Source organism: Nonomuraea africana (assembly GCF_014873535.1).
GTDB lineage: Bacteria > Actinomycetota > Actinomycetes > Streptosporangiales > Streptosporangiaceae > Nonomuraea > Nonomuraea africana.
Map to the genome: position 1 here is coordinate 3,865,574 of NZ_JADBEF010000001.1, position 24,837 is coordinate 3,890,410.

The 24,837-nt window shown below is 70.4% G+C and carries 21 protein-coding genes; 7 read left to right on the forward strand and 14 right to left on the reverse strand.

The genetic code is table 11. The annotated features are described in order from the left end of the window. Positions 1-12: 12 nt before the first annotated feature. From H4W81_RS18295 to pgsA, 13 genes are all read right to left on the reverse strand, one after another. The gene (locus tag H4W81_RS18295; RefSeq protein ID WP_192775930.1) at positions 13-2,673 is read right to left on the reverse strand and encodes an NPCBM/NEW2 domain-containing protein; all 2,661 of its coding nucleotides are present in this window, start codon (positions 2,671-2,673) and stop codon (positions 13-15) included. A 9-nt stretch (positions 2,674-2,682) separates the two neighbouring features. Beyond that, entirely contained in the window at positions 2,683-5,295 is a 2,613-nt protein-coding gene (locus H4W81_RS18300; protein WP_192775931.1) for an NPCBM/NEW2 domain-containing protein, read from the reverse strand. A 215-nt stretch (positions 5,296-5,510) separates the two neighbouring features. Then, positions 5,511-6,656: a GNAT family N-acetyltransferase gene (locus tag H4W81_RS18305; protein WP_192775932.1), complete on the reverse strand. Its 1,146-nt coding sequence runs from the start codon at positions 6,654-6,656 to the stop codon at positions 5,511-5,513. Positions 6,657-6,773: 117 nt separating this feature from the next. Next, a complete protein-coding gene (locus H4W81_RS18310; RefSeq protein WP_192775933.1) occupies positions 6,774-7,526 on the reverse strand; it encodes a YebC/PmpR family DNA-binding transcriptional regulator in 753 nt (250 codons plus the stop codon). Between the two features lie 3 nt (positions 7,527-7,529). Beyond that, the gene (gene pdxT, locus H4W81_RS18315) at positions 7,530-8,054 is read right to left on the reverse strand and encodes a pyridoxal 5'-phosphate synthase glutaminase subunit PdxT (RefSeq protein WP_225959844.1); all 525 of its coding nucleotides are present in this window, start codon (positions 8,052-8,054) and stop codon (positions 7,530-7,532) included. Between the two features lie 118 nt (positions 8,055-8,172). Then, positions 8,173-8,925 (reverse strand): endonuclease/exonuclease/phosphatase family protein, encoded by a 753-nt coding sequence (locus H4W81_RS18320; protein ID WP_192775935.1) that lies wholly within the window; start codon positions 8,923-8,925, stop codon positions 8,173-8,175. A gap of 256 nt (positions 8,926-9,181) precedes the next feature. Beyond that, positions 9,182-10,879, reverse strand: coding sequence for an alkaline phosphatase D family protein (locus H4W81_RS18325; RefSeq protein ID WP_192775936.1), 1,698 nt, complete (start codon positions 10,877-10,879; stop codon positions 9,182-9,184). Between the two features lie 349 nt (positions 10,880-11,228). Then, entirely contained in the window at positions 11,229-12,164 is a 936-nt protein-coding gene (gene pdxS, locus H4W81_RS18330) for a pyridoxal 5'-phosphate synthase lyase subunit PdxS (RefSeq protein ID WP_192775937.1), read from the reverse strand. Positions 12,165-12,230: 66 nt separating this feature from the next. Continuing rightward, positions 12,231-13,238 carry a DUF3048 domain-containing protein gene (locus H4W81_RS18335; RefSeq protein WP_318781804.1) on the reverse strand — a complete coding sequence of 336 codons (1,008 nt, stop codon included), beginning with the start codon at positions 13,236-13,238 and terminating at the stop codon, positions 12,231-12,233. Between the two features lie 63 nt (positions 13,239-13,301). Further along, a complete protein-coding gene (locus H4W81_RS18340) occupies positions 13,302-13,844 on the reverse strand; it encodes a hypothetical protein (protein ID WP_192775938.1) in 543 nt (180 codons plus the stop codon). Next, on the reverse strand, positions 13,841-14,947 hold the full coding sequence (locus tag H4W81_RS18345) for a glycosyltransferase family 4 protein (protein WP_192775939.1): 1,107 nt from the start codon (positions 14,945-14,947) through the stop codon (positions 13,841-13,843). Before H4W81_RS18345 ends, H4W81_RS18340 begins: the two co-directional genes overlap by 4 nt. Then, positions 14,944-15,840: a phosphatidylinositol mannoside acyltransferase gene (locus H4W81_RS18350; RefSeq protein WP_192775940.1), complete on the reverse strand. Its 897-nt coding sequence runs from the start codon at positions 15,838-15,840 to the stop codon at positions 14,944-14,946. Before H4W81_RS18350 ends, H4W81_RS18345 begins: the two co-directional genes overlap by 4 nt. After that, positions 15,837-16,460 carry a phosphatidylinositol phosphate synthase gene (gene pgsA, locus H4W81_RS18355; RefSeq protein ID WP_225958683.1) on the reverse strand — a complete coding sequence of 208 codons (624 nt, stop codon included), beginning with the start codon at positions 16,458-16,460 and terminating at the stop codon, positions 15,837-15,839. Before pgsA ends, H4W81_RS18350 begins: the two co-directional genes overlap by 4 nt. A gap of 167 nt (positions 16,461-16,627) precedes the next feature. On the opposite strand from pgsA, the gene H4W81_RS18360 reads away from it, so the two are divergent. The 6 genes from H4W81_RS18360 (at position 16,628) to H4W81_RS18380 (ending at position 23,360) form a co-directional block, all read left to right on the forward strand. Continuing rightward, a complete protein-coding gene (locus H4W81_RS18360; RefSeq protein ID WP_318781805.1) occupies positions 16,628-18,766 on the forward strand; it encodes an elongation factor G-like protein EF-G2 in 2,139 nt (712 codons plus the stop codon). A 111-nt stretch (positions 18,767-18,877) separates the two neighbouring features. Then, on the forward strand, positions 18,878-20,437 hold the full coding sequence (locus H4W81_RS18365) for a glycoside hydrolase family 10-like protein (RefSeq protein ID WP_192775942.1): 1,560 nt from the start codon (positions 18,878-18,880) through the stop codon (positions 20,435-20,437). Positions 20,438-20,489: 52 nt separating this feature from the next. Further along, positions 20,490-20,786 (forward strand): hypothetical protein, encoded by a 297-nt coding sequence (locus H4W81_RS18370; RefSeq protein WP_192775943.1) that lies wholly within the window; start codon positions 20,490-20,492, stop codon positions 20,784-20,786. A 10-nt stretch (positions 20,787-20,796) separates the two neighbouring features. Beyond that, entirely contained in the window at positions 20,797-21,102 is a 306-nt protein-coding gene (locus tag H4W81_RS47330) for a hypothetical protein (RefSeq protein ID WP_225960921.1), read from the forward strand. Continuing rightward, positions 21,027-21,254 carry a GNAT family N-acetyltransferase gene (locus H4W81_RS47335; protein WP_264083172.1) on the forward strand — a complete coding sequence of 76 codons (228 nt, stop codon included), beginning with the start codon at positions 21,027-21,029 and terminating at the stop codon, positions 21,252-21,254. Before H4W81_RS47330 ends, H4W81_RS47335 begins: the two co-directional genes overlap by 76 nt. Positions 21,255-21,311: 57 nt before the next feature. After that, positions 21,312-23,360 (forward strand): hypothetical protein, encoded by a 2,049-nt coding sequence (locus tag H4W81_RS18380; protein ID WP_318781806.1) that lies wholly within the window; start codon positions 21,312-21,314, stop codon positions 23,358-23,360. 79 nt (positions 23,361-23,439) lie between these two features. Here the strand turns inward: H4W81_RS18380 and H4W81_RS18385 are convergent, their stop codons facing one another. Then, the gene (locus H4W81_RS18385; RefSeq protein ID WP_192775945.1) at positions 23,440-23,991 is read right to left on the reverse strand and encodes an HIT family protein; all 552 of its coding nucleotides are present in this window, start codon (positions 23,989-23,991) and stop codon (positions 23,440-23,442) included. A 426-nt stretch (positions 23,992-24,417) separates the two neighbouring features. On the opposite strand from H4W81_RS18385, the gene H4W81_RS49370 reads away from it, so the two are divergent. Continuing rightward, on the forward strand, positions 24,418-24,807 hold the full coding sequence (locus H4W81_RS49370; RefSeq protein ID WP_192775946.1) for an Asp23/Gls24 family envelope stress response protein: 390 nt from the start codon (positions 24,418-24,420) through the stop codon (positions 24,805-24,807). Positions 24,808-24,837: the final 30 nt, after the last annotated feature.

Below are 24,837 nucleotides of genomic sequence, written 5' to 3' on the forward strand. Positions count from 1 at the left end.
GGCGAACACGCCTCAGGAGGCGAGCATGACGCGGTCCAGGTCGGGCCCGAAGGCGGTGTCGTTGAAGAAGCGGATCTCGTTGACCCCCGCGCGCAGCGCGACCTTGACGGTGGTGGTGGCGGGCACGGCGAACGAGGTCCCGCTCACCCGCACCTCGGCGGCGGGCCCGCCGTTGACCGAGACGAACACCGAGCGAGTGCCACTGACCAGGTAGTCGAGGATCAGCCGGTACTCCCCTTCGTCCGCCACGGTGAGAGCGCCGAGCGTGAGGTGGTTGGCGGCGCCGTTGCCGAGGTTGCCCACCTTCTTCCCGCCCGAGCAGGCGCCGCAGTTCGACACCCGGGCCGCGCCGCCGAGCGTGCCCGACTCCGCCTCCTTGACCGCGACCACGCCCGCCGGCCGTACCAGGACCTTCACCGTGGCCGAGTCGCTCGGCGTGGAGCCGTCCTGGGCGCGGTAGGTGGCGGCGACCGGCAGCTCGACCGCGCCTGGATCGGCACCGGCGGGCACGGTGACCTGCCACGAGCCGGCGAGCGTGCCGCCCGGCTCCAGGCGTTCGGCCTGCGCCGCCTGGCCCGACACCGTCCAGCCCGCGGGCGCGGACGGCGCCAGCCTGACGTCGGTGATCGGCTCGGTCCCGTCGGCGACGAGCCGCCCGCTCACCTCGAACGTGCCGCCCGCGCCGATCTCCACCTCCGTGGGCGTCGCCGTGACGGTGGTGGACGGCCCCGCGCAGGCGATCCTGGCCGCGCCCCACACCGAGTGGTCGTTGTTGTTGTTGTCGGGGCCGATCCCGGTCACGAGCGTCAGCGCCAGCACGCCGGAGACGTCCACGTCGAGCGAGGTGGCGCGCTCGCCGCCCTTGATCACTCCGGTGGCCGCCAGCTCCTCGCGGCCGTCGCCGAGCACGTGGAAGGTGACCGTGCCCCTGTTGCGGGAGCCGTCGTCCACCCCGACGTCGGCGCTGAAGCGGGTGCAGCCGCGGCCGAGGTAGTAGGTCACCTCGGAGGCCGCGTGCGGGGCCAGGCCTTTGCCGTACGGCACGCCCGCGATCCTGATCGGGTTGCCGCCGATGTTGCGATCGCGCCCCATGGTGCCGAATCCCACGTCGGCGGTGACGGGGTCGAGGTCGCTGAGCCACTGCGACCCCCTGGGCGCCTCCGCGACGATCACGCTGCCGTAGCCGGGCTCCTCCCGCTCGGCGCCGTCCCCTGCCACCGTCTTGTACGTCGCGCGGGCGGGCAGTTCGAACACGCCCTTGCGCACGTCGCCTGGGACCTTCACCGCGAAACGTGCCTCGAAGGGACGGCCGGGCACCACGACGGGCGTGCCGGTGCGGCCCTCCGGCCGTATGGTCCAGCCCTCGGGCGCGGTGAGAGCGACCTCGGCCGCGAGCACCGCGGGCAGCCCGTCGACGGCGAAGGAGACGGTGGCGGCGAAGGTCTGGCCCGGCTTGACGAACCCCTCGGTGTCGGTGCGCACCGCGGTCGCGACGGCGGGCACCGGCTTGGCAGGCACGCCGCGCCTGACGACGTACATCCTGGAGCCGTGGGACGGGATGGAGGCGCGGACCTTCCCGAGCGTCACCGTCTCCTGTCCCGACCACAGGTCGCGCACCTCGTAGGCGGGCGCGGCGGGCAGGCCGAGCTCGGCGGCGCTGGTGGCGACCTCCGCGCCGACGGCGCCGCGGTTGAACAGCACCACGGCCGCGCCGCCGTCCGACAGCGGCTTGGCCCACACCTCCAGGTCGCCGGAGTCGGAGATCTTGTGGCCCTGCACACCCGCCCAGTCCTGGTTGACCGCGATGACCTCGCGGTTGGTGAGCATCTCGCGCACCTCCTCGCTCATCGAACGCAGGTCGTTTCCGGCGATGAGCGGCGCGTTGAGCAGGGCCCACAGGCTGAGGTGCGAACGGTACTCCGTCATGGTCATGCCGCCGTTGCCGACCTCGAGCATGTCGGGGTCGTTCCACCGGCCGGGGCCCGAGTACTTCTCGAGGCCTACCTGCTGGTCGAGGATGGCCACCATGCTGCCCCACCGGTCGGCGATGTCGCCGGTGGTGCGCCACATGTGGCCGAGCTCGCCCGCCCAGTTCCACGGCTGGTTGGCGCCCCACTCGCAGACCGACAGCAGGATCGGCCTGCCGGTGGCACGCAGGGCCTCGGCCATGGCGGTGAAGCGCTCGATCGCGGGGATGCCGCCGTCGTGGCAGTTGTCGTACTTGAGCAGGTCCACCTCCCACTCGGCGAACTTCCTGGCGTCCGCCCGCTCGTGCCCGAGGCTGGCGGGCCGGCCCTGACAGGTCGCGGTGCCCGCGGAGGAGTAGATGCCGAGCTTGAGCCCCTTGGCGTGGACGTAGTCGGCCAGCGCCTTGATGCCGCTGGGAAAGCGCACCGGGTCGGCCTGGAGGTCGCCCGCGGCGTCGCGCTGGGTGGCCATCCAGCAGTCGTCGATGTTGACGTACTCGTAGCCGGCGTCCTTCATGCCGGAGGAGACGAGGGCGTTGGCGGTCTGCCTGATGAGGTTCTCGTCGATGTTGCAGCGGAACTTGTTCCAGCTGTTCCAGCCCATGGGCGGGGTGGGGGCGAGCGGGGGCTTGTCCACCGTGGCGGCCTGCGCGGGGAGGGGCACCAGCACGGCCAGGATCAGCATGAGCGTCGTCAACCAGCGCATCTCGTGCTCCTATTCGGCGATCGTGGCCAGGCGCGCGTTCGCCCAGTCGGCGTGGTCGCTGTTGTTGCCGTCTCCGGCGTCGAGGACCTGCAGCAGCAGCCGCGAGCGACCGGCCACGTCCACGACGACCTCGCGGGGCGCGGTGTACGGCTGCGAGGTCATCGCGCCGCTGTCGTAGAGGAGTTCGCCGTCGGCGACGACCCTGAAGGCGACGGAGGCCGCCGAGACCTTCTTGGCGTCGTCGATGCCGACCACCGCGCGGAAGAGCGCGTCGCCCGGCTCGAGGTCGTAGACGATCTCGGAGACGGCGTGCGTGCCCAGGCCCTTGGCGTAGGAGGCGCCGTTGAGCCGGAGCGCGCCGCCGCCGACGGCCCTGTCCTTGGCGACGCTCCCCCAGCCGCTGGTGGCCGAGACCCACGACCGGTCCGACAGGTGCGTCTCCTGGCCGAGGGCGCGCTCGCGGGTCACCGGCCCGGCGGGGCCCGCGCCGAGCGCGTTCACCGCGACGACCTGGTAGTCGTACGGCCCGCCGCCCGCCTGGTCGTCGACGAAGCCGGTGCCGGTGAGACCCTCGGCGATGCTCTCGCTCCCCCTCCTGACCGTGTAGGTCTCGGCGCCCTGCGCGGCGGGCCAGCTCACGAGCACCGAGTCGGCCGACAGCCGGTAGGCGGAGGTGGCCGAGGGCGCGGCCGGCGGCTCGGTGACGGCGGTGGTGAAGGTGAGGGGCGCACCGCTGATCGTGAAGGCACCGGCCTCGTTGCGCGCCTCGACCTTCCAGTAGTGGCGGGTGCCCTGGGCCAGCCCTCGCACCATCGCGGCGACGCCCTTGGTGGTCCGCTCGGCGACCACGGTCGTGAAGGCCGCGTCGGTGGCCACCGTCAGGTGGTAGCTGTCGGCGTTGCGCGACGGCAGCCACGCGAAGGCGACCGCCTCCTTGCTCGGTTCGGTGGCACCGGGCCTGGGCAGCAGCGCGTCGAACATCATCGGGCGGGCCGTGTCGGCCGGACCGACGCCGGTGCCGTGCGGCACGATGCTGTAGGCGGTGCCGGGAGGCAGGCTGAGCGTAAGCCTCCCACCGGCCACGAGCCGGTTCCCGGCCACCTGGGTCAGCCCGTCGGGGCCGACGCGGTAGATGTCGACCAGCGGCACGCGCGTCCAGTCGGCGGGCAGCTTCCAGGTCCTGGTCGCGTAGCCGTCGCGGCTGTAGGCGACGATCTCCTTGTGCTGCTGCCACAGCGCGGGCACGAACAGGTCGTTCCTGTCGCGCAGCACGACCTCGCCCTGCTCGACGCGGACACCGCCCTCGACGTTCCTGCTCGTCACTCCCCCGGAGAAGGTGACGACGCCGCCGGTGTCCGACAGCCGGTCGAGGCGGTTGAGGTATTGCCAGGTGAGCGTGGTGGTGGCGAAGTCGTCGAGGAAGCCCTTGAGCGTGGCGGGGTCGGCCTTGATGCGGCTCTCGCCCTGCATGCTGGTGCCGAACCTGGCGTCGCCGCCCGCGCCGCCGACGTGCAGGCTCGCGGGGATCTTCATGGGATCGACGTTGCGCAGGTGCCAGGCCATGGGCTGCAGGCCGAGCAGTGGGTCCTTGCGGTAGTTGAAGGTGAACTCCGAGGTGACGTCGACGCCCTTGTCGCGGAAGTACCTGATGATCTTCTTCTGGGTCTCGATCTCCTGGTCGGTGCCGACCCCGTGGTACGGGCTGATCAGGTCGTTGCCGTAGCCGGGGATGTACTGGTGGAATGCGTCCACGTGCACCGTGCCGATCGCGGCAAGGTCGACGAGGTCGAAGAGCCGGTCGATGCGCCTGGTGGTGAGGCCCGCCGTCCATTCGCGGGTGTAGCTGATCGGGTAGCCCCACACGTACGTGCGCAGCGAGCCGTCGGCGTTGCGGGCGATGAGGTCCTTGTCCAGGTACTCCTGCCACAGCGGGCTCGACGCGCTCGCGTCCAGGAGGTTGATGTGGAAGCTGACGGTCGTGTGGTGCTTCCTGGCCTCGGCGACGAGCCACCTGAGGCTCTCGGCGGCCGTGGCGTCCTGGGCCCTCTTGAGCTTGGGGTTGACCACGTCGAAGGCGGGATAGCCGGTGTCGTGGCCGTCGTACTGCCAGCCGACCAGGTAGAAGATCTTGGGGATGCCGCGCGTGAGGTTGTCGATCTTCCTGATGACCTCCAGGCCCTGCTCGAAGGTCAGCGACACCTTGCCCTTGTTGTCGGCCATGAACATCTTCATGGTCAGTGTCTTGCTGTAGTCGTGGACGTACGGCCTGGCGGGCTTGGGCAGCACCGTCACCGTCAGGTCGTCGTGGAGGGTCGTGCCGTCGAGCGTGACGGCGGCGGTCAGCGTGACCTGGCCCGCGCCCTTGGTGCCCGCCCTGAGCGTGCCGGTGTGGCCGGCCATCGAGGGGACGGCCATGCCGCGGTCGGCGCTGGTGACGGTGATCTCGGCGCCGCTCAGATCGGCGGGGGCGCCGTCGGCGCGCCTGCCCTCCACTGTGAGCGAGGTTGCCCCGTCGAGCGGCAGCTCGGCGTCGCCGGCCACGAGGGTCACGCCGGTGAGCGGGGGAACGTCGGCGACGGCGGGCACGGACGGGGTCACGATGGCCAGGACCACGACCGCCACTCCGCCTAAGAACCGGCGAAGTCGAACACGTTGGAACACAACTCCTCCTGTGGGGGCAGGCGATTGCCCACATTTCAACCAGGTAACCAACACATGTCAACGATTCTGCACAAAGATCCTGGAAACTTGCGGTGGATTCTTGCAACCCGAGACATGCGTCGGCCCCCGCCGCCAGATGGCGAACGGGGGCCGAGAGTCGTGCCGGATCGGCGGGGTCAGAAGTAGTCGATCATGTGGGCCGGACCGGCGAACGCCGCGCCCAGCGCCTCGTCGAACCCGTCGGGCCCGGTGAGCAGGCCGGACAGGCGCAGGGTCGAGACCGGGATCCCGGCGTACAGCGCCGACAGCCCGTTGACGGTGAAGCGCGGGCCCACGCCCTCGGCGGCGCTCGCCGTACCGGAGCCACCGGAGATCTCCAGCCGCCATGCGCCGGTGTTGGCGGGCCGCTCGGAGTCCTCCACCACGATCAGCGCGTCGGCCGTGACCGCCGAGGGGAAGCCCCGCCTGGCGACGGCCTCGGTCACGTCCACGATCCGGAACATCCATCGGACCTGCTTGAGCTCCTCCTTCGCGCGCTCGCGCAGCAGCCACAGCACGGGGTCGTCGGGGGCGACGACGGCCGAGACCTTCGTGGCGATGGAGGAGGAGGTGCCGACCAGCGACCACAGGGCGCGTGCGGTCGCCTCGGAGCCCGCGACCAGGTTGTCGACGGAGATGTCGCCGTCCTCCCAGCTGTAGGCGACGAAGCCGTCGTCGGCCAGGTAGAGGAAGTCGTCCTCGTCGGCGAGGAAGCGCCGCCACGAGGCCTCGTCCCAGCAGATCGGGCCGCTGGCGCGGTTGGCCGCGTGGACGCGGCCCAGGATCTCGATCACCTCGGCGGCGTCGTCAGGGCCCATCCGGCGGATCTTGACCGGCTCGGTGGGCCTGATGGTGCGCAGCGCCTCGGGCGACAGCGTGACGGAGTTCTCGGCGCCGGCGTGCTCCCAGCCGAGCGAGCGGTAGATCTGCGTGGTGGCGGGGTACAGCGCCGAGACGGCCTCGCCCAGTTCCGCCGCCCTGGCCAGGACGGCGCGCATGAGCTGCCTGCCGACGCCCCGCCCCCTGTCCTCGGGGTTGACGACGACGCCCGCCACGCCCGCCATGGGCTGCGGCCTGCCGTGCCACCACTGGGTGAAACCGGGCAGCCGCGCGGCGGCCGCGAGCCTGGACCCGTCAAAGGCGCCGAGGAAGCGACCCTGTTCCAGAGTCGCCCTCGCGACGGCGAACCAGCCCTCGGTGTCGGCCCCGAGCGGGCCGAAGGAGCGCTTGCGGGTGTCGAGGACGGCGTCGAGGTCGTCGGCCGTCAGATCACGAATCTCCACAACGCGACAACCTACCCTTTTCTCCCGCCATCGCCGCCGTCGATGATCCTCGGCTGGACCACACACGCGAAAACCGGCCCGCACGGTGGCGGGCCGGTTTTCGCGGAGCGGGTGGACTCAGGCCTCGAGCTTCTCCATGATCTCGTCGGAGACGTCGAAGTTGGCGAAGACGTTCTGCACGTCGTCGCTGTCCTCGAGCGCGTCGATGAGCCTGAAGACCTTGCGCGCGCCGTCCTCGTCGAGCGGGACGTTCATCGTCGGCAGGAAGCTCGACTCGGCCGAGTCGTAGTCGATGCCGGCCTCCTGCAGGGCCTTGCGGACCGGCACCAGGTCACCGGCCTCGGAGACGACCTCGAACGAATCGCCCAGGTCGTTGACCTCCTCGGCGCCCGCCTCGAGCACCGCGACCAGGACGTCGTCCTCGGACAGGCCGTTCTTCGGGACGATCACGACGCCCTTGCGGTTGAACATGTACGACACCGAGCCGGGGTCGGCCAGCGAGCCGCCGTTGCGCGTCAGCGCGACGCGCACCTCGGAGGCGGCGCGGTTGCGGTTGTCGGTGAGGCACTCGATGAGCACCGCGACGCCGCCGGGCGCGTAGCCCTCGTACATGATGGTCTGCCAGTCGGCGCCGCCGGCCTCGAGGCCGCCGCCGCGCTTGCGGGCCCGCTCGATGTTGTCGTTGGGCACGGAGTTCTTCTTCGCCTTGAAGATGGCGTCGAAGAGGGTGGGGTTGGCATCCGGATCAGGGCCACCGGTCCTGGCCGCCACCTCGATGTTCTTGATGAGCTTCGCGAACAGCTTGCCGCGCTTGGCGTCGAGTGCGGCCTTCTTATGCTTCGTCGTCGCCCATTTGGAGTGGCCGGACATTACCTAGAGCTCCCTCACCATGTTTACGAAGTATTCGTGCACGCGAGTGTCCCCGGTCAGCTCGGGGTGGAACGATGTCGCGAGCAGCGGCCCCTGGCGGACCGCGACGATCCTATCGCCAGGCGGCGCGGTGGCCAGAACCTCGACCTCGGAACCCACCGATTCCACCCATGGCGCGCGGATGAAGACGGCGTGCACAGGGGCGCCGGCGAAGGACAGATCGGACTCGAAGGAGTCGACCTGACGGCCGAAGGCGTTGCGCCGCACGACCATGTCGATGCCGCCGATCGTCTGCTGGCCGTCGATCCCGTCCTGGATCCGGTCGGCCAGCATGATCATGCCCGCGCAGGAGCCGTAGGCGGGCATGCCCTCCTTGATCCGGATGCGCAGCGGCTCGAGCATCTCGAAGATCTCGGCGAGCTTCCACATCGTGGTGGACTCCCCGCCGGGGATGACCAGCCCGTCCACGGCCTCGAGTTCGGCGGGCCTGCGCACTGCCGTCGCCTTCGCGCCCGCCTCCTCCAGCATGTGGACGTGCTCACGCACGTCTCCCTGGAGCGCGAGTACACCGATCTTGGGCACGGTCGTCCTTCCTTAGTGGTCCGGGTTTCGCCTAGATTCAACACCAGTGCGGCCCGTCCTCTTCCTATCGGGCCACCCTGACGGCCATCGGCAGGTGGTCGGAGCCCTTGGCTCCCTTGTCGACCCAGCACCGCAGCACGCGACCCTTCGGCGCGAAAAGATAGTCGATCTTGCGCTTCTTCACGTAGGTCCAGCGCATCCGCGGATCGCACTCGTCGTAGGACTTGTAGGCGGCGACCCTGCCGGGCGTGAGGTTCAGGTCGCCGCCGAAGACGCTGATGTAACCGGCCTTCGGCGCGGCCGCCATCAACTGCCTCACCTGCCGGTGCCGGTACGGCGCGCCGCGCTGCGCGTCGTCGTTGGCCATCCCGGACGACAGGTGGGTGCCGCAGGCGCGCACCTTCACGGCGGGGATCGTCGCGCACAGCGCCGCGCGCCTGGCGAACCAGGGCGGGGAGGTCAGCGGCACGGTCTCGAAGGCGGCCGCGTGGTCGGCGACCGCCACCGTGACGCTCTGCGCGCCGCGCGGGCGGCCGTTCCTGTCGGGATGGCAGTCGTACGGCCTGCCCTCCGCCGTCTGCAGGCCCCATGATCTGACGGTCCAGCTCCGGCCCGTGCGCCATTCGAGCCACTGCTCGAGCGTGCCCGTCGCGCCGGTGCAGAACTCCTGAAGGAAGATCACGTCGGGGTTGCCGAGGAGGTGGTCGGTGATGTGCCACGCCAGCTCCTGATCGCTCTTGCGGTACAGCTCGCAGGCCGCGTTGGTGCCCGTGCACACGTTCCAGGTCATCACCGTGATGACGGCTTGGTCCAGCATGATCCGTTATGCAACCACCTCCTGGAAGGTGTCGTCCACGTCCACGCGCGCGATGGCACGAAGATGGTGGCGCCTGCCGTACAGGGGGTGGAGGCGGCGCTCTCCCAAGAGAACGCCGCTTTCCCCCTGTCGACGGCTGGGGTTCTTTGTGGAGGAGGGGGGCGGAGCTCTCCCGAGAGAGCGGCACTTCCCGCCCGCCGGTGGCAGGGGAACGGGGCGGCGTCTCCCGGGAGAGCGCCGCCCACCTCGCCGGGTGTTACGGGCGTTCGGTTTCCAGACGGACGGTGTCCTCGACGGTGATGTCGGGGACGGCCATGATCGACGGGTCGAGGGGCCTCAGGTAGGTCTGCTGGACGCCCGGCACCCTGTCCTCCACGACGAAGGTGGCCTTGGTGTGCACCGCGGCGCCCGGGGTCTGCACCTGCGGCACCACCCTGAAGTCGGCCGTCATCAACTCCTTCTCGATCTTCGTCAGCACGTAACCCCGCTGGTTGTTGTAGAACTTCAGATGCGGGTTGATCTTCAGGAACGGGTGCTTGGCCGGGTCGGAGTCCGCACCGTTCCCGCCGGTGCTGATGGAGGTGGCCACCAGCTCCGAGCCGACCGACGGCCCCGTCGGGTCGTCGTAGTTCAGCTTCAGGTCGCTGGCCCAGTGCGCGTGCACGTCGCCGGTCAGCACGACGGGGTTGCGGACGCCCGCGTCGACCCAGCCCTGGGTGATGCGCTGGCGGGAGGCGACGTAGCCGTCCCACGCGTCCTGGCTGGTGATCTTCGCAGGGCCCGCGTTGTTGTCGCGCTGGGCGAAGAAGACCTGCTGGCCGATGATGTCCCACTGCGCGCGCGAGTGGCGGAAGCCGTCCAGCAGCCACGCCTCCTGCTCGGCGCCGGTGATCGAGCGCGCCGGGTCCACCGCGGCGGGACAGTCCCTGTACCCGTCGCCGCAGCCCTGGTCGTCGCGGTACTGCCGGGTGTCGAGCATGTGGAAGGTGGCCATGCGGCCCCACCGGATCCGCCGGTAGAGCTGCATGTCGATTCCCCGCGGGATGGAGGTACGGCGCAGCGGCATGTTCTCGTAGTAGGCGCGGAAGGCGGCCTCGCGGCGCTGGAGGAAGTTCGGCTGCGGGATCTCCGGCTTCTCCGGCACCTCGTCGGCCCAGTTGTTGTCGATCTCGTGGTCGTCCCACACCACCAGCCAGGGAGCGGCGGCGTGCGCGGCCTGCAGGTCGGGGTCGGCCTTGTACTGCGCGTGGCGCTGGCGGTAGTTGGCCAGCGTCTCGGTCTCGGGGCCGTCGTGGTGGCGGACGTTGCCGCCGGGGATGGTGTAGGTGTTCTTGGTGTACTCGTACTGGTAGTCGCCCAGGTGCAGGATCAGGTCGGGGTGCTCCTCGGCCAGGCGGCGGTAGCTGGTGAAGTAGCCGTGCTCGTACTGCGCGCACGAGACGAACGCCATCGCCAGCGCCCCGCCGTACGCCAGGGGGTGCGGGGCGGTGCGGGCGCGGCCCACCGGGGAGACGTAGGGGCCGACGCGGAAGCGGTACCAGTACTCCCTGTCGGAGGAGAGGTTCTCGACTTCGACGTGCACGCTGTGCCCCCATTCGGGAGCGGCCGTCGCCACGCCGGCGCGGACCACCCTGCGGCAGCTTTCGTCCGCGTACACCTGCCACAGGACGGGGAAGGGGCGCTGCGGCATGCCGCCCATGCCGTCCTCGGCCAGAGGCTGCTGGGCCAGGCGGGTCCAGAGCACGAAGCCGCCGTGGTCGGGGTCGCCCGAGGCCACGCCGAGGGTGAACGGGTCGGAGCGCAGTCCGCGAGAGGCCAGCGTGGCCGCGCTCTCGGCGGAGGGGTCGGCGGCGGGGTCGGTCAGCGGGTCGGCGGCGGCGACGGCGGGCAGCGCGGCGGTGGCCCCCGCGGCTAACCCGGTGACGAGGAAGGAGCGGCGGTTGAGCTTGGACACGGGTGCTCCCAAGGCGATCAAGGGCGGGACGCCCGTAGCCTTGCCCAAGATCGTGACTCGCCGGTTAACACCACCTGTCACACAAATGGCGGTTTTTACCAACCGCCCCGCTATTCACGGAAATTTCCTCCGCGTACCACTCCGGCCCGCGTCACCACCCAGAAGAACCGCTCGATATCACCCGGCGCCGCTCCGCGAGAGCGCTTGCTCATGGAGAAGCCGCTCTCCACGAGAGGGAGCGCTCGCGGAGAAGCCGCTCTCCGCGAGAGGGCGTGTTCTGCGGGAGGAGGTGACGAGGGCACGAAAAAGCGGCACCCCCTCAGGGATGCCGCCATCTCGCGAAGAAGGCCTACCAGCCGCGCTCGGCCAGGCGGTGCGGCTGCGGGATCTCGTCGACGTTGATGCCGACCATGGCCTCGCCCAGACCACGCGAGACCTTGGCGACGACGTCGGGGTCGTCGTGGAAGGTGGTCGCCTTCACGATCGCCGCCGCGCGCTTGGCCGGGTCGCCCGACTTGAAGATGCCGGAGCCGACGAACACGCCCTCGGCGCCGAGCTGCATCATCATCGCGGCGTCGGCCGGGGTGGCGATGCCGCCGGCGGTGAACAGCACGACGGGCAGCTTGCCGGTCTTGGCGACCTCGGCGACCAGCTCGTACGGCGCCTGCAGCTCCTTGGCCGCGACGTAGAGCTCGTCCTCGGGCAGCGAGGCGAGCCGCTTGAGCTCGGCCCTGATCGTGCGCATGTGGGTCACGGCGTTGGAGACGTCGCCGGTGCCGGCCTCACCCTTGGAGCGGATCATCGCCGCGCCCTCGGTGATGCGGCGCAGCGCCTCGCCCAGGTTCGTCGCACCGCACACGAACGGCACGGTGAACTGGAACTTGTCGATGTGGTTGGCGTAGTCGGCGGGCGTGAGGACCTCCGACTCGTCGATGTAGTCGACGCCGAGCGACTGCAGCACCTGCGCCTCGACGAAGTGGCCGATGCGGGCCTTGGCCATGACCGGGATGGAGACGGCGCTGATGATGCCGTCGATCATGTCAGGGTCGCTCATCCGGGAGACGCCACCCTGCGCGCGGATGTCGGCGGGCACACGCTCCAGGGCCATGACGGCGACCGCCCCGGCGTCCTCGGCGATCTTCGCCTGCTCGGCGTTGACGACGTCCATGATGACGCCGCCCTTGAGCATCTCGGCCATGCCGCGCTTGACGCGCGCGGTTCCGGTGACGGGGCTGGTAGACACGGTCTTCCTCACAACGGCAGGTCGGTAAGTTCTCAAGCCCATCGTAGGTCCTTAACACCCCGTTTCCCGACACACCACCATGTCAGGGTCGAGCACGGGTTTTGTACGTTAAGGAATGACGGGCTTACGGCTGGCGAGGGCGACCCAGACCTGACCCGGGGCGAAGTTCATCGGCTCGCCGCTCGCAGTGGTGAACGTCGTGCCCTTCTCTTCGGATTCCCTCGACCACTTGGCCTTGTAGGCCATGCCGTCGCGCAGCACGATCGCCGAGCCCTTGCCCACCGTGTGGACCAGGGGCGTGTAGCTCTGGTTCTTGTCATGGAACTCCGAGCGCTCGGTCTTGGTGTACTGGATGACGATCGTCGGCGCGCCCAGCTGCCCGCCCTCGGCGGCCAGGTTCTTCTTGCCGTCCTGCCAGATCAGCCACTGCTTCTTCGTCTCCGACCAGCCGAAGGTGAAGGTGGCGGCCGGCCACTTGACGGTCCACGTCTTCTTCCGCACGCCGCCCTCGGCGGGGGCCTCACCGAAGGTGAAGCCGATGTCCCTGGCCTTGCTCGCCTTGGGCGCCTTGGCCAGCAGCTGCTTGGTGTTGGCGAACAGGTTGTAGGGGGCGAAGCGGCCGGGCTGGCGGAAGAACGCGCCGGGGTTGCGGGTGTCGCCGACGTCGAACAGCGAGGCCTCGGCCACGAACGGCAGCATCTTGGTCTGCACGCCGGAGTAGGCGAAGGCGGGCTTGCCGAACTGCGGCGTGATGTGCAGGTCGGAGATGCGGGCGCTGCGCACGGGGCCGACCTTGGCGGGGAGCTTGGAGGAGAAGACCGCCATCAGGCGGGTCAGCCCCGCCTCGACCTGTTCGACGTAGACGATGTCCGCGCTCTTGAGCCCGAGCTGCGGCTTGCCCGCCGCGGTGTTCTCGATCTTCACCGCCAGCACGGGCTTGAGCTCCTCGTACGGCAGGCCCGTGAACGGGTGCCCCTTCTCCTGCGGTGTCGGGGAGGCGCTGACCGTGGCCGCCTGCGGAGCCTTCGAGGGCGTCGCCGCGCCGCCACCGCTTGAGCAGGCTGCGACAGGGCCGAGCACCGCCAGCGTCACCGCGATCATCCGAGGTATGCGCACCCTGCCAACTCCTCCGTTTGACCAAGAAAACGGAAGGAAGCTTACCGGTCTCCCCAAATCGGGTCATTCGGTTGCCATGGTCTCCGGCGGATTGTCATCAATCTCAAAGAATTGCGGGAACTCGGTGCGTCCGGCCAGGCGGAGGGTGCGGGCCAGCCAGCGGCGCTGGGCGGTGCGGGTGGCGCCGACCGCGTTGTTGAAGAAACTACGGGCGTAGACGACCTTGGCGACGGCGGCGTCGAGCTCCTCGAGCAGGGCCCGGCCGCCCGGCGACTCGCCGAGCTTCTCCCTGAAGCGCTCCTGGTCGACGGCCGCGCGCAACGCCCTGGACAGGTCGCTCTCGGCGTGCTCGCGTTCGTCGGGGCCCGCCGTACGGGCCTCGTGGGCGGCGGCGGCCAGGACCAGCGAGGTGGCCGGGTCGAGCAGGCGCGAGCCGGCGAGCTCGAGGACCACCGCCGACCGCCGGACGAGGGCGACGTCGAGGGCTTCGCGGGCCAGCTCGAGCCTGATGTGCAGGCGGTCGAGACGGCCGGCCCGCCAGGAGACGTAGACGGCGGCGAGCACCACGAGGATGCCCACGATGAGAACGATGACGGTGGTGCTCATGCGAGGGAGTCTTCCTCCACCCGGCCGGCGCTGGCCGTGACGGTCTCGTAGACGCGTACGACGTCGCGGGCCACCGTCGACCAGTCGTACTTGCGGACGGCCACCCGCGCCTCGTCCGACAGCTTGGCCCTGCGTTCGGGATCGTCGAGCAGGCCGCGGGCCTCGCGGGCGAGCGCGGCGGCGTCGCCGTTGGCGAACAGCGCGCCGGCCTGGCCCTCGCCGAGCACCCTGCGGAAGGCGGGGATGTCGCTGGCCAGGACGGTCGCCCCGGCCGACATCGCCTCGGCCAGCACGATGCCGAAGCTCTCGCCGCCGGTGTTGGGCGCGACGAAGACGTCGACGGAGTGGTAGGCGCGGATCTTGTCCGCTTCGCTGACCATGCCGAGCAGCGTGACCCTGTCGCGGATCGACTTGGGGATCTTGACCTCGCCCGGGCCGGCGATCAGCAGCCTGGCCCCGGGGATCAGCTCCATCGCCTCGAGCAGCACGGGCAGCCCCTTGCGCGGCTCGTCCATACGGCCGAGGAAGCCGAGTGTCCGGCCGTCGGGGCCGAAGCCCTCCAGCGGCTCGGCCTCGGTGTAGCGGCTGACCGTCACCCCGTTGGGGATCAGCACGGTGTCGCCGCCGAACTGCTCGACCAGGCTCTTGCGCGCGGCGTCGGAGACGGCGATGCGCCCGCTCAGCTTCTCCAGCGCGCTGCGCAGCATCGGCTCGGCGATCGCGATCGCCCGTGAGCGGTTGAAGGAGGCGTGGAAGGTCGCCACGATCGGCCCCCTGGCCGCCCAGCAGGCCAGCACGCCCAGGCTGGGCACCAGCGGCTCGTGGATGTGGAGCACGTCGAAGCCGCCCTCGCGGATCCAGCGCCGCACCCGCGCGGCCGAGATGAACCCGAACGACATCCTGGCCACCGACCCGTTGTACGGCACCGGCACCGCCCGGCCCGCCCCCGTCACGTAGGGCGGCAGCTCGGCGTCGTCGCCGGCGGGGGCGATGACCGACACCTGGTGACCCTGCGCGATGAGCGCCTGCGCCAGGTCGTCGATGTGCTGCTTCACCCCGCCGGGCACGTCCCACGAGTAGGGACAGACGATGCCGACGTTCACTTCGGGTCCTCCAGCCACAGCCGCTGCAGCATGTGCCAGTCTTCGGGGTGCTCGGCGATGCCCTTCTCGAAGACCGTCACCAGGCTCTGCGCCACCGCGGCGGTGCGCTGCTGGATCGTGCCCTCGGCCGGGACCTGGACCTCCTCGTGGATGTGCAGCCCCCAGTCGTCGCCCTCGAACCAGAGGATCGCCGGCAGCAGCGCCGCGCCCGTCTTGACCGCCAGCAGCGCGGGACCGACGGGCACCTTGGTGGTGGCGCCGAAGAACTCCACCTCGACGCCGTTCTTGGTCAGGTCGCGCTCGGCGGGCAGGCAGACGATGCCGCCCTTGCGCACGCGCTGGGCCAGGGTGCCGAAGTTGTGCCCGTCGCCGCCGGTCAGCGGCAGGACCTCCATGCCCAGGCTCTCGCGGAAGGCGACGTAGCGGCGGTAGAGCGACTCGGGCTTGAGCCGTTCGGCCACCGTGGTGAAGCTGTGGCCGCTGCCCGTCAGCCACGCGCCCGACTGGTCCCAGTTGCCCATGTGCGGCAGCGCCAGCACGACGCCCCTGCCGGCCGCCACCGTGTCGAAGATGTGCTCGGCGCCCGTCACGTGCGTGCGCCTGACGACCTCCGCGCGGTCCATCTTCGGCAGCAGGAAGATCTCGTGGAAGTAGCGCAGGTAGGAGCGCATGCCGGCGCGGCTGAGCGCGCGCAGTTCGGCGCTGTCCTCGGCCAGGCCGGTGACCCTGGCCAGGTTGTGCTCGAGACGGCGCACGCTCCTGCCCCGCCTGCGCCACGCCCGGTCGGCCACGGCGCGGAACGCGGCCGCGGTGAGCTTCTTCGGCAGGTACGGCAGCAGCGTCCAGCCGGCCGCGAACCCGGCGGCCACGGCGCGGTCCTGAAGGGAGGTCATCGCGCTCCAATCTGGCGATGGACATGTACTACCCGCTGGACGACCGTGATCGCGCTGGCGGCGGCGAGCAACCACAGCCCGAAGGGCAGGATGTACGGCACGCCGAGCCCCGACAGCCCCGCCGCCACCAGGCCCACCACCAGCCGCTCCGGCCGTTCGGCGAGGCCGACGTCGCAGCTGAGGCCGAGCCCCTCGGCCCTGGCCTTGACGTAGGACACCAGCGCCCCCGCCACCAGGCAGAACAGGGTGACGGCGGCCATGAGCAGGTCGCGCTGGACGAAGAAGTAGATGATGAGCCCGGAGAAGATCGCCGCGTCGGCCAGCCGGTCGAACGTGGAGTCGAGGAAGGCGCCCCAGGTGCTGCCGCCGCCCCCGCCCATGCGGGCCACGACCCCGTCGAGGAGGTCGAACAGGACGAACACGGTGATCGCCAGGGAGCCCCACCACAGCTGGCCCGACGGGTAGAACACCAGGGCGCACACGACCGTGCCGAGCGTGCCGATCGCGGTGACCGCGTTGGGGCCGATCCCGCGCTGGACGAGTGCCCTGCCCAGCGGGGTGAGTATCCGGGTCATGGCCGGGCGCAGGAGTTTGAGCATCGCGCTCTGATCGTAAGCCATCCGAGCCCCGTGCACTTCTTTGCCTCACCCCCCTTGTGATATTCGCCACACGGGTATTTGGTGAACTAACCGCGTCCTTGCGGTGACTCCGCTGGATGCGCAGAACAACGAACAGGACGGCGCGCGCCGTACCCCTGCGAGCTCCGTCCCATAGAAGCGGAGGCGATGTGGCTGAGAAGCACCACGGCACGGCCATAGGAGCCGCGGGCAGGGCACCAACGGCCGACAGGGCGGACGCGATACGCAACGTCGTACTGGTCGGCCACTCGGGAGCGGGCAAGACCACCCTTGTCGAGCAACTGCTCGTGGCCACCGGCACCATCCAGCGCATGGGACGCGTGGAGGACGGCACCACGGTCAGTGACTTCGACGAGGTCGAGATCCGCCAGCAGCGCTCGGTGAACCTGTCGGTCGCGCCCATGATCTACAACGGAATCAAGATCAACCTACTTGACACCCCCGGCTACGCCGACTTCGTCGGTGACCTGCGGGCCGGGCTGCGCGCCGCCGACGCCGCCCTGTTCGTGGTCTCGGCCACCGACGGCGTGGACGGGCTGACCCAGATGCTGTGGGAGGAGTGCAGCCAGGTCGGCATGCCCAGGGCGGTGGTCATCACCAAGATCGACCACCAGCGGGCCGACTTCGACCAGGTGCTGGCCGAGTGCCAGGAGGTGTTCGGCGACGGCGTCGCGCCGCTCTACCTGCCCGTGGTCACCAACGGGCACGTTGCCGGGCTGATCGGGCTGCTGTCGCAGAAGTTCTACAACTACGCGACGGGCACCCGTACCGAACGGGAGCCGGGCGCCGAGTACGAGGACAGGATCGAGGAGTACCGCGGCACCCTCATCGAGGGCATCATCCAGGAGAGCGAAGACGAGTCGCTCATGGACCGCTACCTGTCGGGCGAGGCGATCGACACCAAGGTGCTGATCGACGACCTGGAGAAGGCGGTCGCGCGCGGCAACTTCTACCCCGTGCTGGCCAGCGGCATGGGCGTGGGCGCGCAGGAGCTGCTCGAGGGCATCACCCAGGGCTTCCCCTCCCCGCTGGAGCACCCGCTGCCCGAGATCACCACCCTCGACGGCAAGCCGGTGGACATCAAGGCGTGCGACCCCGACGGGCCGCTGGTGGCCGAGGTGGTCAAGACGACCAGTGATCCGTACGTGGGCAGGATCAGCCTGGTCCGCGTGTTCTCGGGAACGCTGCGCCCCGACATGACCGTGCACGTGTCAGGGCACGGCCTGGCCGACCGCGGCCACGAGGACCACGACGTCGACGAGCGCATCGGCACACTCACCTGCCCGCTGGGCAAGCTGCAGCGCAGCATCGCCAAGGGCGCGCCCGGCGACATCGTGGCGGTGGCGAAGCTGTCCAGGGCCGAGACGGGCGACACGCTGTCGGAACCGGACCGCCCCCTGCTCATGACCGCGTGGAGCATGCCCGACCCGCTGCTGCCCGTGGCGATCAGGGCCAAGTCGAAGGCCGACGAGGACAAGCTGTCACAGGGCCTGTCGCGCCTGGTGGCCGAGGACCCGACGCTGCGGCTCGAGAACAACGCCGAGACACGGCAGCTGGTGCTGTGGTGCATGGGCGAGGCGCACGCCGACGTCCTGCTCGACCGGCTGGCCAAGCGCCATGGCGTGGAGGTGGAGCGGGTCCCCCTGCGGGTGCCGCTGCGCGAGACCTTCGGCGGCAGGTGCAAGGCGATGGGCCGCAACGTCAAGCAGACGGGCGGCCACGGCCAGTACGCCATCTGCCACCTGGAAGTGGAGCCCCTGCCGTCCGGCGGGGGTTTCGAGTTCGTGGACAAGATCGTCGGTGGCGTGGTGCCCAGGCAGTTCATCCCCTCGGTGGAGAAGGGTGTGCGCACCCAGATGGATCGGGGCGTGCTGGCCGGATACCCGATGGTGGACGTGCGGGTCACGCTCTACGACGGCAAGGCCCACTCCGTCGACTCCTCCGACATGGCCTTCCAGATCGCGGGCGCGCTCGCGCTCAAGGAGGCCGCCGCCAAGGTGCCGACGCTGCTGCTCGAACCGGTCGACGAGATCGCGGTGCTGGTGGCCGACGAGCACGTCGGCGCGGTGATGTCCGATCTGTCCAGCAGGCGGGGCAGGGTGCTCGGCACCGAGCCCGTCGGAACCGGCAGGACACTCGTGAAGGCCGAGGTGCCGCAGCTGGAGATCACCCGCTACGCCATCGATCTCCGGTCGATGTCTCACGGCACCGGGACGTTCCAGCGGACGTTCCTCCGTTACGAACCACTGCCTTCGCACCTGGCCGACAAGGTGACAGCAGAGGACTGACGCCCCTCGACAGGGGGAGGGTAACGCCCTCCCCCTGAGTCACACTAGGATCACAAATTCATTTCGTTTTTTGGTCGAAGCACCTCAGAGGCGATGCCACACTGGGGGACTATGCGTAACGGACGACCTCTGCTTGCCGCCTCCGCCGTCGCGATCGCCGCCACCGCCGCCGCCTACTCCTTCGGTGGCCCCGGAGCCGAAGCCGACGCCCCAAAGGGCAGGGTGGCCGCCCCCGTCAAGGCCGTGGAGAACTGCGTGGCCGACGCCCGCTACCCCAAGCGCCAGCTGCGCGGGGTCTGGATCGCCACGGTGAAGAACATCGACTGGCCCTCGGCCACCGGGCTGAACGTGGCCAAGCAGCGGGCCGAGTACGTCCGCATTCTCGACAACGCGGTGCGGCGCAACCTCAACGCCGTCTTCGTCCAGATCAGGCCCGCCTCCGACGCGCTGTACAAGTCGCCGTACGAGCCGTGGTCGCAGTACCTCACCGGCACGCCGGGCAAGGACCCCGGCTGGGACCCGCTGCCGTTCCTCACGGCCGAGGCGCACAAGCGCGGCCTGGAGTTCCACGCCTGGTTCAACCCCTACCGGGCGGCCTACGACACCAACACCGCCAGGCTGCCCGCCTCGCACCCCGCGCGGCAGCATCCTGACTGGCTGGTGAAGTACGGCAGCCTGCTCTACTACAACCCCGGCCTGCCGCAGGTGCGCGAGCACGTGGTGAAGGTCGTCACCGACGTGGTCAAGCGCTACGACATCGACGGCGTGCACTTCGACGACTACTTCTACCCCTACCCGGGCAGCGGCGGCGCCTTCAACGACACCGCCGCCTTCAGGAAGTACGGCAAGGGCGTCAAGCTGGCCGACTGGCGCAGGGCCAACGTCAACAAGCTCGTCGCCCAGGTGCACAAGGCCGTCCACGACACCAAGCGCGACGTGAAGTTCGGCATCAGCCCGTTCGGCATCTGGCGCAACAAGGCCCAGGACCCGACGGGTTCGGCCACCGCCGGAATGTCGGCCTACGACTCGGTCTACGCCGACGCGAGGGCCTGGATCAAGGCGGGCACCGTCGACTACGTGATGCCGCAGCTCTACTGGCCGCGCGGCTTCAAGGCGGCCGACTACAAGGCGCTGGTCCCGTGGTGGGCCAACGAGGTCAAGGGCACCGGCGTGCGGCTCTACATCGGCCAGGCGCTCTACCGGGTCGGCGCCACGGACACGCCCGCCTGGACGAAGGCCGGTGAGCTGCCCGCGCACCTCAAGCTCAACCGCTCCTACAAGCAGGTCGACGGCGACGTCTACTTCAGCGCCAAGCAGATCGGCACCAACCCGATGAAGGTGATGGATCGCCTGGTCAAGGAGCACTACGCGCGCCCCGCGCTGCTGCCCCTGCCCAAGGGCCAGAAGGGCGAGGCCCCCGCCAAGCCGTCGGGCCTGCAGGCCGCGGGCTCGGTCCTGAAGTGGAACGCCACGCCAGGCGCCCGCTCCTACGCCGTCTACCAGGTGCCCGCCTCGGGCGAGACCTGCTCGGCGACCGACGCGCGCAACCTGGTCGCCGTCGTCTCCGGCACCTCCTTCGCCACCAAGACGCCGGGGCGGTACCTGGTCACCTCGCTCGACCCGCTCACCCGCGAGAGCGCGCCCGCCCAGGCGACCGTCTTCCCCGTCTGATCTTTCCGGTACGGCAGGCAGCCCCGCGTGCCCTCGTGGTGGTGCTGGAGGCATGCCTGCCGAACCCGAACGTCTGACGTGGGCCGTCGACACGCTCGCCGTCACGCCGGACGACCGCCTGCTGGAGATCGGCTGCGGGCCGGGGGTGGCCCGCGACCCCGGCCCCGAGCTCGCGCTCATCACCTCGCTGCTGGCCGCCCGCGGGAAGCACTTCCTGTTCTACGAACCGCCGGTCGCCGAGCGCGCCGCCGCCCTCGCCGCCGACCTCACCCGGACGCTCTCCTCGCACGGCCTCACCCCCTCGGTCGTGCGCGGGGGCGAGCGGCTGGTGTGCGTGCGCGCCTCGTAGGCTGACCGGCGTGAACGTCGAGAGTGTCGAGTGGGACGACCCCGCCGCCGAGGCGCTGCGCGAGGCGATGTCGCGGGAGATGGACGAGCGCTACGCGGACATGGCCGGCTTCGACTTCCCCGAGGGGTTCTCGGTCGCGCGAGACAGCGTCGTCTACACCGGCGTGGCGGTCACCGAGGAGGGCGCCGCGGTCGGGCACGTGGCGCTGCGCAGGATCGGCGGGAGCTGGAGATCAAGCGCATGTACGTCGCCCCCGGTCACCGGGGCGGCGGCGTGGCCGTCGCGCTGCTGGAGGCGGCCGAGGACGCCGCGGTGAAGGCGGGCGCCGATCGGGTGGTGCTGCAGACGGGAGACCGGCAGCCCGACGCGGTGCGGCTGTACGAGCGCGAGGGCTACACGCGCATTCCGGTCTATCCGCCCTACCACCTGGTCCCCAACTCTCTCTGCTACCACAAGCGGGTCACCTGACCACGACGCTCCGGTGTAGCGTGCCCTGCGACGATGTCGAGTACGTGGAGGTCGCGGGTGAGGCGGACCCTGGTGGTGCTGGCCGTACTGGTCAGCCAGATGCTGCTGGGCTGGGCCCCCGCGCACGCCGCCGAGAAGGAGCGGATCGCCCTCATCGGCGTTTCGGGCCTGCACTGGAGCGACCTGACCCAGGCCGACACCCCCAACCTGTGGGAGCTGGCGGGCGCCAGCGCCATCGGCTCGATGTCGGTGCGCACGGTCGGCAACATCACCTGCCCCTATGACGGCTGGCTGACGGTCTCGGCCGGCACCCGCTCGGCGGCGGGGTACCGGTGCGGGCCGCCGCCGCTTCCCGAGCAGCAGGACCGCGGCGCGGTCATCCCCGACTACGACTACCTGCACGAGGTGGCCGGCCAGCGCAACGCGGGCCTGCTGGGCGAGACGCTGGCCAAGGCGGGCGAGTGCTCGATCGCCATCGGGCCCGGCGCGGCGCTGGGCCTGGCCGACCGCAAGGGCGCGGTCGCCACCTACTACGCCTCCCCCATCCAGGTGCGCGCCCAGGAGCTCGAACGCTGCCGCGTCGTCGCCATGGACGTCGACGACCTCATCAGGCCCTACTTCACCGCCGAGGGCAAGCTGCCCACGGTGCCCGACAAGCTGTCGGCCCAGGAGCGCAGGGCCGCGCTGCGGCTGGCGGACGCGAAGGCGGGCGCGCTGCTCGCCGTCCTGCCGGAGAACACCACGGTCCTGCTGGCGGGCATGTCCGACCACGGCTCGGTGCCGCACCTGCGGGTCGCCGCGCTGCGCGAGCCGGGGGCGAGCGGGCGCGAGTTGGGCGCGGCCTCCACCCGCCGCGACGACATCTCGATCCTGCCCGACCTCACCACGACCGTGCTGACCAGGCTCGGCGTGCCGGTGCCCGACGCGATGGTCGGCCAGCCGCTCGTCATCGGCGATCCCGGCGCGACGTTCGAGCGCATGGCCGAGTCCGACGAGACCGCCCAGACGATGCGGTCGGTCAAGGGCGTCTTCTTCATCGTCCTCGCGGTGCTGCAGGTGCTGTTCTACGTCGTCGCCTTCCTGCTGCTGCGCCGCCGTAAGGGGCTGCCCGCCGTACGGCTGGCCGCCGTGGCGCTGGCGGCGCTGCCCATCACCTCGATCCTGGTGAACCTGCTGCCGTGGTCGAGCGCGGCCGAACTGTTCGGCGGCATGGCGGCCTGGCTGGTCGTCCTCACCGCCCTCGCCTTCGCCGGCCCGTGGCGGCGCAGCCCGCTCGGACCCCTCGTGGTCGTGGCCGGCGTGAGCGCCGCCACACTCGCCGCCGACCTGCTGACCGGCACCACACTGCAGCTCAACAGCTTCATGGGCTTCAGCGCCGAGCAGGGCGCCCGCTACTACGGGCTGGGCAACATCCCGTTCGCGCTGCTGGCCACCGGCACGCTGCTGAGCTCCACGGTGATCGCGCACCGGCTGTCACGGCCGTGGGGCGCCGCGGTGGTGGCCGTGCTCGGCACGTTCGCGATGGTGCTGGGCGGCTCCGGAATGGGCAGCGACTTCGGCGGGGTGATCGCGTTCGTGCCCGGCATCGCGGTGACGGCGCTGCTGATCCTCGGCAAGCGGATCTCGCTGGTGCGGCTGGCCCTGTTCTGCGTGGCCGGCGGCGTGGCCGTCACCGGCTTCGCCGTCGCCAACTACCTCAGGCCCGCCGCCGAGCAGTCGCACCTGGGCAGGTTCGTCGGGCAGGTGCTCAGTGGCGAGGCCGTCGACGTGATCGTGCGCAAGCTGGTGGCGATGCTCAGCACGTTGCTCAGCCCCACCCTGATGCCCGTGGTGATCGCGGCGATCGCCTTCCTCGTTTACGCGATCATGCGCCCGGACCAGGCCACCGCCGGGGTGCTCCCCGCCGCCTTCTCCTACTCCCCCGCGCTCCGCGCCGGACTCATCGGCACCCTGGTCAGCGGCGTGGTCGGCACGCTGGTCAACGACTCGGGCGCGGCGGTGCTGTCCATGGCCCTGGCGCTGGCCATTCCGCTGGTGCTCTCGGCGGGCATCGCCGCACTCCCTGGCGCGCCCGCCACGGAGGAACGCCCACTCGCCAAGGTCTGACGGGGGAGCGTCGTCTGATCGCGCGCGAGATCGCCAGGTCGCGGGGCGCGAGGCCGTCAGGTCGTGGTGCGCGCGGCCGTCAGGTCGCGGGCCAGGCGTCGGCGAGCATCGCCCTCGTGTCGCGCAGGAGTTGCGGCAGCACCTTGGTCTGCGCCACGACCGGCATGAAGTTGGTGTCGCCGCCCCATCGGGGCACCACGTGCTGGTGCAGGTGGGCGGCGATGCCCGCGCCCGCCACGTGACCGAGGTTCATGCCGACGTTGAAGCCCTGCGCGCCGCTGGCCTTGCGCAGCGACCGGAGCGACCGCCTGGTGAAGTCGCCGAGCTCGGCCATCTCGGCGTCGTCAAGCTCGTCGTATTCGGAGACGTGCCGATACGGGCAGACCATCAGGTGGCCCGAGTTGTAGGGGTAGAGGTTGAGCACGGCGAACACGGCCGAGCCCCTGGCGACGATCAGACCGTCCTCGTCGCTCATCTTCGGGATCTCGCAGAACGGGCAGCCGTCACCCGCCCCCTCGCCGCTCGGCTTGTTCTCCCCCTTGATGTAGGCCATGCGATGCGGTGTCCACAGGCGCTGGAAGTTGTCCGGCGCCCCCGCCCCAGCCTGCTCCATCGGCTCACTCTCCTGCATGTTCAGCAAGCATAAGACCCCGAGTCACCGGACAAACGTGGAGGACTTCCGGCACAATCCCAAACAGCCACAAAGGAGACGACGATGAGTGAAGCCTTAGCTGAGGAGACCTCGGTCCCCGAGACGACCTCACCCCTGCCGCCGGACCCGGCGTGGCGCGCCACGCCCACCTTGAACTCCACCTGGACCACAACCCCAGGACCGGAAGAGCACCCCACCCCCGACTCGGACCCGGACTCTGACGTGGAATCGACGTTGGGATCGTCCACGGGATCGGAATCGGGCCTGGGTTTGGGCCTGGGCGCCGCCTCCAACGCGGGCTGGCGCTCGGGAGCGACCTCAGGCTCGGGGTCAGGTTCAAGCGGGATCCCAAACTCGGGCGTTGGGACGGCGGGAGCCTCGGCCGATGCCACCACCACGGCCGCCGTGGTGAAGGGGCGCATCAAAGTGGCCGACGAGGTCGTCGAGAAGGTGGCCGCGCTCGCCGCCCTCGAGGTCCCCGGCGTGGCCGACCTGGGCGGCGACCTGGCGCGGGCCGTCGAGTCCCTGCGGGGTCGCGTCGGGATCGGTGCCCGCCGCCGCAACCAGGGCGTCAGCGCGCAGATCCACGAACGCCAGGTCGCGGTCGACGTCACCGTCGTCGTGGAGTACGGGCACGTGGTCATGGAGGTGGCCGCCGCCGTCAAGACCAACGTCGCCATGACCGTCAGCCGGATGCTCGGCATGCGGGTGACGGAGGTGAACGTCACCGTCGACGACGTCCGCCTCCCCGGCGAGGACAACCCGCAGCCCGCACCCCAGGACGAGGACCGATAACCCAGAGAACGACCCGCCTCCTCTGATGAC

Excerpts from the sequence above, each read along its gene's own strand:
- H4W81_RS18295 (WP_192775930.1), bottom strand. The coding sequence starts at position 2,673 with ATGCGCTGGTTGACGACGCTCATGCTGATCCTGGCCGTGCTGGTGCCC.
- H4W81_RS18310 (WP_192775933.1), bottom strand. The coding sequence starts at position 7,526 with ATGTCCGGCCACTCCAAATGGGCGACGACGAAGCATAAGAAGGCCGCA.
- pdxT (WP_225959844.1), bottom strand. The coding sequence starts at position 8,054 with ATGCTGGAGGAGGCGGGCGCGAAGGCGACGGCAGTGCGCAGGCCCGCC.
- H4W81_RS18320 (WP_192775935.1), bottom strand. The coding sequence starts at position 8,925 with ATGCTGGACCAAGCCGTCATCACGGTGATGACCTGGAACGTGTGCACG.
- pdxS (WP_192775937.1), bottom strand. The coding sequence starts at position 12,164 with ATGGGCTTGAGAACTTACCGACCTGCCGTTGTGAGGAAGACCGTGTCT.
- H4W81_RS18340 (WP_192775938.1), bottom strand. The coding sequence starts at position 13,844 with ATGAGCACCACCGTCATCGTTCTCATCGTGGGCATCCTCGTGGTGCTC.
- H4W81_RS18350 (WP_192775940.1), bottom strand. The coding sequence starts at position 15,840 with ATGACCTCCCTTCAGGACCGCGCCGTGGCCGCCGGGTTCGCGGCCGGC.
- pgsA (WP_225958683.1), bottom strand. The coding sequence starts at position 16,460 with ATGGCTTACGATCAGAGCGCGATGCTCAAACTCCTGCGCCCGGCCATG.
- H4W81_RS18365 (WP_192775942.1), top strand. The coding sequence starts at position 18,878 with ATGCGTAACGGACGACCTCTGCTTGCCGCCTCCGCCGTCGCGATCGCC.
- H4W81_RS18370 (WP_192775943.1), top strand. The coding sequence starts at position 20,490 with ATGCCTGCCGAACCCGAACGTCTGACGTGGGCCGTCGACACGCTCGCC.
- H4W81_RS47335 (WP_264083172.1), top strand. The coding sequence starts at position 21,027 with ATGTACGTCGCCCCCGGTCACCGGGGCGGCGGCGTGGCCGTCGCGCTG.
- H4W81_RS18385 (WP_192775945.1), bottom strand. The coding sequence starts at position 23,991 with ATGCAGGAGAGTGAGCCGATGGAGCAGGCTGGGGCGGGGGCGCCGGAC.